Raw genomic sequence first — 6,247 nt, forward strand, 5'->3', positions numbered from 1 at the left:
GGCGGGCTGTGGCATCGCGCTCAGCAGGCCGAGCAGCTCCGCGCGGGTCGCCGGGTCGGCCTCGGGGGCGGCGCGCGTCCCACCCAGCAACGGGCCCTGGGCGAACGCGATCCCGATCGCGAACAGCCCCGTCAGCCGGGCCGCGTCGCGGACCCCGGTCGCGGCGACCGGCGCCCCGACCGCGCGCGACACCTCGACCACGGCACGGACGGCGGCACCGGTCCCCGTGTCGAGCATTCCGTCGCAGAGGTCCGGCTCGAGCTTCACCACGTCCGGCCGAACGGCGGCCACGAGCTCCGGACCGAACGCGCGCCCGGCCCCGTCGAGACCGATGCGGAACCCCCAGCGCCGCAGCTCGGCCAGTGCCAGGACGAGGTGCTCCGCCGGTGCGGCCGCGGCGATCGGCGGGCCGACCTCCAGCAGGGGAGCGACCGGGTCGGAGGTGCCGCCGAGCATGGCGCGCAGCCGGCCGCGGGCGTGGAGGACGGTGTCCGCGGCGACGTCGACCTGCACCGGGACGGCGGCACCCCAGGACCGGGCGGACGCGACCGCGGAGACCGCGGTGCCCGCGTCGAGCTCGGCGATCCGGCGGGCGTCCCAGCCGCGGTCGCGGGCCGCGACGGCCACCGCGTCGTGGTGCAGGCGCGGCACGACCTCGACCCCGGTGCAGCGACCGGAGCGCAGATCGTGCACAGGGATGTACGCGAAGCGCTGGTCGGGCATCGGGGAGGTCCGTTCGGGTGACGGTGATCGACTGACGCACACACGGTGTCACGTCGATGTGGACCGAACGGGGACGCGGAGGTGAACAGCGGATGGACTGACCCGGTGCGCCCGGCCGGTGACCGGGTGCAGCCGGGATCAGGAGCGCTTCTCGCCGCGGGTCATCGCCAGCACGTCCAGGGCACGGTCCAGCTCGTCCTCGGTGAGGGTGCCGTTCGCGACGTGGCCGCGCTCGATCACGACCTCGCGGATCGTCCTCCGCTCCTTCAGCGCCTGCTTCGCGACGGCCGCCGCCTCCTCGTAGCCGATCCTCGAGTTCAGCGGGGTGACGATCGACGGGGAGGACTCGGCGTACTCGCGGGTGCGCTCGAGGTCGGCCTCCATGCCGTCGACGACCTTGTCGGCGAGCAGCCGAGCGGCGTTCGCGATCAGCCGGGCGGACTCCAGGACGTTGCGCGCCATCACCGGCATCATCACGTTCAGCTCCAGGTTGCCCTGGCTGCCCGAGAAGCCGACCGTCGCGTCGTTGCCCATGACCTGCGCGCACACCATCATCGTGGCCTCGCAGATCACCGGGTTGACCTTGCCCGGCATGATGGAGCTGCCCGGCTGCAGGTCCGGCAGGTGGATCTCGGCCAGCCCGGTACGCGGCCCGGACGACAGCCAGCGCAGATCGTTGGCGATCTTGTAGAGCGACACGGCGACGGTGCGCAGCGCGCCGGAGGCCTCGACCAGGCCGTCGCGGGAGCCCTGGGCCTCGATGTGGTCGGTGGCCTCGGCGAGCTGCTCCAGGCCGGTCGCCTCGCGCAGCTTCGCGACCACGGCGGCGCCGAACCCGTCCGGAGCGTTGAGCCCGGTGCCGACCGCGGTCCCGCCGATCGGCAGGACGGCGAGGCGGGGGAGCGCGTCGCGGACGCGGGCGGCGCCGTAGCCGGCCTGGCTGGCCCAGCCACCGGCCTCCTGGCCGAGGGTGATCGGGACGGCGTCCATGAGGTGGGTGCGGCCGGCCTTCACGACCTCCGACCAGTCCGCCGCGCGGCGGCGCAGCGCGGCCTCGAGGTGCTGCAGCGCCGGGACGACCTCGGTCGCCAGCGCCTCGGTGGCGGCGAGGTGGATGGTCGTCGGGAAGACGTCGTTCGACGACTGCGAGGCGTTGACGTGGTCGTTCGGGTGCACGTCGGTGCCGGCGTGGGCGGCCAGCGAGGCGATCACCTCGTTGGCGTTCATGTTCGACGACGTGCCCGAGCCCGTCTGGAAGACGTCGACCGGGAAGTGGTCGTCGTGCCCGCCCGCGGCCACCTCGTCGGCGGCCGCGGCGATCGCGCGGGCCCGGTCGTCGTCCAGTACACCCAGCTCGCCGTTCACCCGGGCCGCGGCCGCCTTGACCAGGCCGAGCGCGCGGATCTGCGCGCGCTCCAGGCCGCGGCCGGAGATCGGGAAGTTCTCCACCGCGCGCTGGGTCTGGGCCCGCCACAACGCGTCGGCGGGGACCCGGACCTCGCCCATGGTGTCGTGCTCGATGCGGAAGTCCTCGCTCATGGGCTGAGGTCTACTCCTCCGCAACCCGTCCCGCAGTGGTACGTGAGCCTGACCTCACGGCAGCGGCGGGGCCTCGCCCTCGACGCCGTCGAAGTCGACGGAGGAGAACTCGCGCAGCTTGGTGAGACGGTGGTAGCCGTCGATCAGCCGGACGGTGCCGGACTTGGACCGCATCACGATCGACTGGGTGGTCGCCCCGCCACCCCGGTAGTGGACGCCGCGCAGCAGCGGGCCGTCGGTGATGCCGGTGGCGCAGAAGAAGACGTTCTCGCCGCGCACGAGCTCGGCGGTGGTCAGGACCTTGTCGAGGTCGTGACCCGCGGCGAGGGCCTTCTCGCGCTCGGTGTCGTCCTTGGGCCACAGCCGGCCCTGGATCTCGCCGCCCATGCACTTCAGCGCGGCCGCGGTGATGATCCCCTCCGGGGTCCCGCCGACGCCGTAGAGCATGTCCACGCCCGAGGTGGGACGCGCGGCGGCGATGGCACCGGCGACGTCGCCGTCGGAGATGAACGCGATCCGGGCGCCGGCCGCGCGGATCTCGGTGACGATCTGCTCGTGGCGCGGGCGGTCGAGCACGCAGACCGTGACGTCGGCGACGTCGATCTCCTTGGCCCGGGCGACGCGGCGGATGTTCTCCGCGACCGGTGCGGTGATGTCGATGGCGTCCGCGGCCTCCGGCCCGACCGCGATCTTCTCCATGTAGAAGACGGCGGACGGGTCGAACATGGCGTCCCGCTCGGCGACGGCGAGCACCGCGAGGGCGTTGGGCATGCCCTTGGCCATCAGCGTGGTGCCGTCGATGGGGTCGACGGCGACGTCGCAGAACGGGCCCTCGCCGTTCCCGACCTCCTCGCCGTTGAACAGCATCGGGGCCTCGTCCTTCTCGCCCTCGCCGATGACGACGACGCCGCGCATCGACACCGACGAGATGAGCTGGCGCATGGCGTCGACGGCGGCACCGTCCCCGCCGTTCTTGTCGCCCTTGCCGACCCAGCGGCCCGCGGCCATCGCGGCGGCCTCGGTGACCCGGACCAGCTCCATCGCCAGGTTGCGGTCGGGCGCCTCACGACGGCGGGGGGTGGCGGGGCTGGCGGGCTGGCTCACGGATACGTCTCCATTCACGGGCGGCGTGCTCGTCGGCGACGTCCCCTCGTCCGGGTTGCCACGGGCGTTCGGGGAGGCGCCCGGCGATCCTCGCACGCCCGACGTCGGGGGAGCAGCGATGAGCGACCGACGCCATGCCTGGGACGATGGACACGTGAGCGCACGACCTGACCCGGGAACGCCGTCGCCGGACTCCTCGGAGCCCGCCGGGCCCCCGGCTGTCCCGGACCCGGCCGAGACCTCCGGTACCACCGGGGCCGCCGACCGGGCCACGGCCGGTGGCACCGGTCCGGGCCCGGTTCCGGCTGCGGACCCGGCCGCCGCGCCCGCGGGTGCGGCCGGGTCCGGGAGGCCGCAGCCGCCGCCGGTGACCCGCCGGATCCCCGAGGCGGGTCCGCAGGCGATGCACAAGCCCGCCCGGGGCGACGCGTCGGTGCGCGACCTGATCTGGGCGTGCCTGATCCTCGTCCCGGTCGCCCTGCTGATCTTCTCGGTCGGCGGGTCCTGCTCGTTCTCACCCGGCACCCCGGCCGAGGACGCCGCGTCGGCCCCCACCGTCGACGCCCCGGCCCGGATCGCCGAGTACGCCCGTGGCTCGACCTTCCCGCTGCGGCTTCCGGACGTCCCGTTCCGGGTCAACTCCACCGACCGCGGCCCGGTGGAGGGCGGCGGCACCGCCGTGCGCATCGGCTTCGTCACCCCCGACGCGGACTTCCTGAGCCTGGTCCAGACCGACGGCTCGGTCGAGGGTGTCCTCGCCACCGAGTCCGGTTCCGCGGGACGCGGCGACGGCCCGCCGACGATGCGCGGCACCGTGCAGGCGGGCGGCCTGACCTGGGAGGTCTACGGCGCCGAGGGCGGCGAGCCCTTCCGGATCGCGACGCTTCCCGGCCGGCCGGAGGTCCGCGTACTCGTGACGGGTTCGGCGTCGGACGAGCAGTTCCGCACCCTCGCCGAGGCCCTCGTGGCGGCGCCTCCAGTCGCGCCGGGAGGATCCTGACCCGTCCCGCTGACGCCGCCGCGGCCACGGTGGACGCGCCGCAGCGGGTCCGGCGGTGACCGGGGCCGCCTGTCTCGGCGGCCGAGGACGGCGTCAGGAGTCCTGGTCGCCTTCCGCCTCGGCCAGCTTCTCCTCGATGCGGGTGCGGGCGCCGGCGAGCTGGGCGTCGCAGCGCTTGGCCAGGGCCTCGCCGCGCTCCCACAGCGCGACGGACTCGTCCAGGCCGAGGCCGCCGACCTCCAGCGCGCGCACGACCTCCACGAGCTCGTCGCGGGCCTTCTCGTAGCCCAGGGTCTCCACTGCCGGACGGTCGCTCATCAGGTCTCCGGGTCGGGGGTGGTGGTCACGGTGGCGGCGACGGCGCCGTCGGCGACCCGGATCCGCAGGCCGGTGCCGGCGGGCGCGTCGGCGACCGACCGCAGCAGCGGGGGCACGTCGTCGTCGGTGCGGTCGGCGAGCTGCACGATCGCGTAGCCGCGGGCCAGGGTCGCGGTCGGGCCGAGCGCGGCGAGCCGGGCACCCAGGTGCTCCAGCTCCGACGACGACCGGTCCAGCCGGCGCAGCACCGCGCGGTGGGCGGCGGTGCGGGCGTCGGCGATCTCGCCCTCCCGGGAGGTGACGATGCGCAGCGGGTCGGCCAGCACGGGCCGTCGTCGCAGGTCGTCGAGGCGGTGCTGCTCGCGGTCGACCCAGCCGTGCAGCGCGCGGCGGGCCCGGTCGCGCAGCCCGGAGATCCGCGCGGTCTCCTCGGCGAGGTCGGGCACCAGACTGCGTCCGGCCTCGGTGGGGGTGGAACAGCGCACGTCGGCGACGTGGTCGACCAGCGGGGTGTCCGGCTCGTGCCCGATGGCCGACACGACCGGGGTCCGGCAGGTGGCGACGGCGCGGCACAGCGTCTCGTCGGAGAAGGGCAGCAGGTCCTCGACGCTGCCGCCACCGCGGGCGAGCACGATGACCTCGACGTCCGGGTCCCGGTCGAGGGCCCGCAGCGCGCCGACGACCTGCTCGACGGCGAGCCCGCCCTGCACCGCGACGTTCTCGATCCGGAACCGCACCGCGGGCCAGCGCGAGGTCGCGTTGCGGACGACGTCGTGCTCGGCCGCCGAGTCGCGCCCGGTGACCAGGCCGATGGTGTGCGGGAGCAGCGGCGGGCGCCGCTTGAGGGCCGGGTCGAACAGCCCCTCGGCGGCGAGCAGCCTGCGCAGCCGCTCGATGCGGGCCAGCAGCTCGCCGAGCCCGACCGCGCGGATCCGGTCGACGCGCAGCGACAGCGTGCCGCGCCCCAGGTAGAACGACGGCTTGCCGTGCACGATCACCCGGCTGCCCTCGGTCACGGCGCCGCCGGCGTCGCGCACCAGCGACGACGGCGCCGTCAGCTGCAGGGAGATGTCCGCGGCCGGGTCACGCAGGGTCAGGAACGCGGTCCCGGAGCGGGCGTTGACCTGGGCGAGCTGGCCCTCGACCCACACCGCGCCGAGCCGGTCGACCCACTCCGCGATCTTGCGGGCGACCGTGCGGACCGGCCACGGGTCCTCTTCGGAGGTCGTGGCGCTCAACGGTTCTCGGACACCGTCGCGATCCGGTTCGTCAGCATCGTGACGTACGGCGGCCGGTTCTCGTGCGCGGTCTCCCAGGCGAGGAGGTCCGCGAGGTCGTCGAGGCTCAGCGTGCGGAGCTTGCCGCGCAGCTGGGGCACGGTCATCGTCGGGTACTCGGGCAGCACGGCGGGCGCGGTCGCACGCGCCTCGGCCCGGTTCGACGCCGACGCCGGACGCGGCGACGCGGGCGACCGGTCGATCGGGATGCCGGTGCGGGCGGGCCGCAGCGACGACACGGTGCCGTTGCGCCCGGCCGGGGGAGCGGCGGGCGGCAGCGGCGGGG

General features: G+C 75.0%; 6 protein-coding genes and 1 pseudogene. 1 reads left to right on the forward strand and 6 read right to left on the reverse strand.

Translation table 11 applies throughout. The features are described from left to right. The 3 genes from GTW08_RS19765 to glpX form a co-directional block, all read right to left on the reverse strand. Positions 1 to 723 (reverse strand): EAL domain-containing protein (locus tag GTW08_RS19765; protein WP_161152360.1); only part of this gene is annotated, 723 nt, incomplete at its 3' end. A 138-nt stretch (positions 724 to 861) separates the two neighbouring features. Continuing rightward, positions 862 to 2,262 (reverse strand): class II fumarate hydratase, encoded by a 1,401-nt coding sequence (locus GTW08_RS19770; RefSeq protein ID WP_161152361.1) that lies wholly within the window; start codon positions 2,260 to 2,262, stop codon positions 862 to 864. Positions 2,263 to 2,316: 54 nt separating this feature from the next. Further along, on the reverse strand, positions 2,317 to 3,303 hold the full coding sequence (glpX, locus tag GTW08_RS19775; protein ID WP_174565913.1) for a class II fructose-bisphosphatase: 987 nt from the start codon (positions 3,301 to 3,303) through the stop codon (positions 2,317 to 2,319). Positions 3,304 to 3,520: 217 nt separating this feature from the next. On the opposite strand from glpX, the gene GTW08_RS19780 reads away from it, so the two are divergent. After that, complete coding sequence (locus tag GTW08_RS19780; RefSeq protein ID WP_073577695.1) at positions 3,521 to 4,366, forward strand: DUF4245 family protein; 846 nt, start codon at positions 3,521 to 3,523, stop codon at positions 4,364 to 4,366. A 93-nt stretch (positions 4,367 to 4,459) separates the two neighbouring features. Here GTW08_RS19780 and GTW08_RS19785 read toward each other — a convergent pair whose 3' ends face one another. The 3 genes and pseudogenes from GTW08_RS19785 to GTW08_RS19795 form a co-directional block, all read right to left on the reverse strand. Continuing rightward, positions 4,460 to 4,684, reverse strand: a complete 225-nt coding sequence (locus tag GTW08_RS19785) for an exodeoxyribonuclease VII small subunit (RefSeq protein ID WP_073577696.1) — start codon at positions 4,682 to 4,684, stop codon at positions 4,460 to 4,462. After that, entirely contained in the window at positions 4,684 to 5,922 is a 1,239-nt protein-coding gene (gene xseA / locus GTW08_RS19790) for an exodeoxyribonuclease VII large subunit (protein ID WP_073577697.1), read from the reverse strand. Before xseA ends, GTW08_RS19785 begins: the two co-directional genes overlap by 1 nt. Further along, a pseudogene (locus GTW08_RS19795) lies at positions 5,919 to 6,247 on the reverse strand (hypothetical protein); the annotation flags it as partial. The gene xseA and the pseudogene GTW08_RS19795, both read right to left, overlap by 4 nt.

Source organism: Pseudonocardia sp. SID8383, assembly GCF_009864975.1.
In the GTDB taxonomy this organism is placed as follows: domain Bacteria; phylum Actinomycetota; class Actinomycetes; order Mycobacteriales; family Pseudonocardiaceae; genus Pseudonocardia; species Pseudonocardia alni.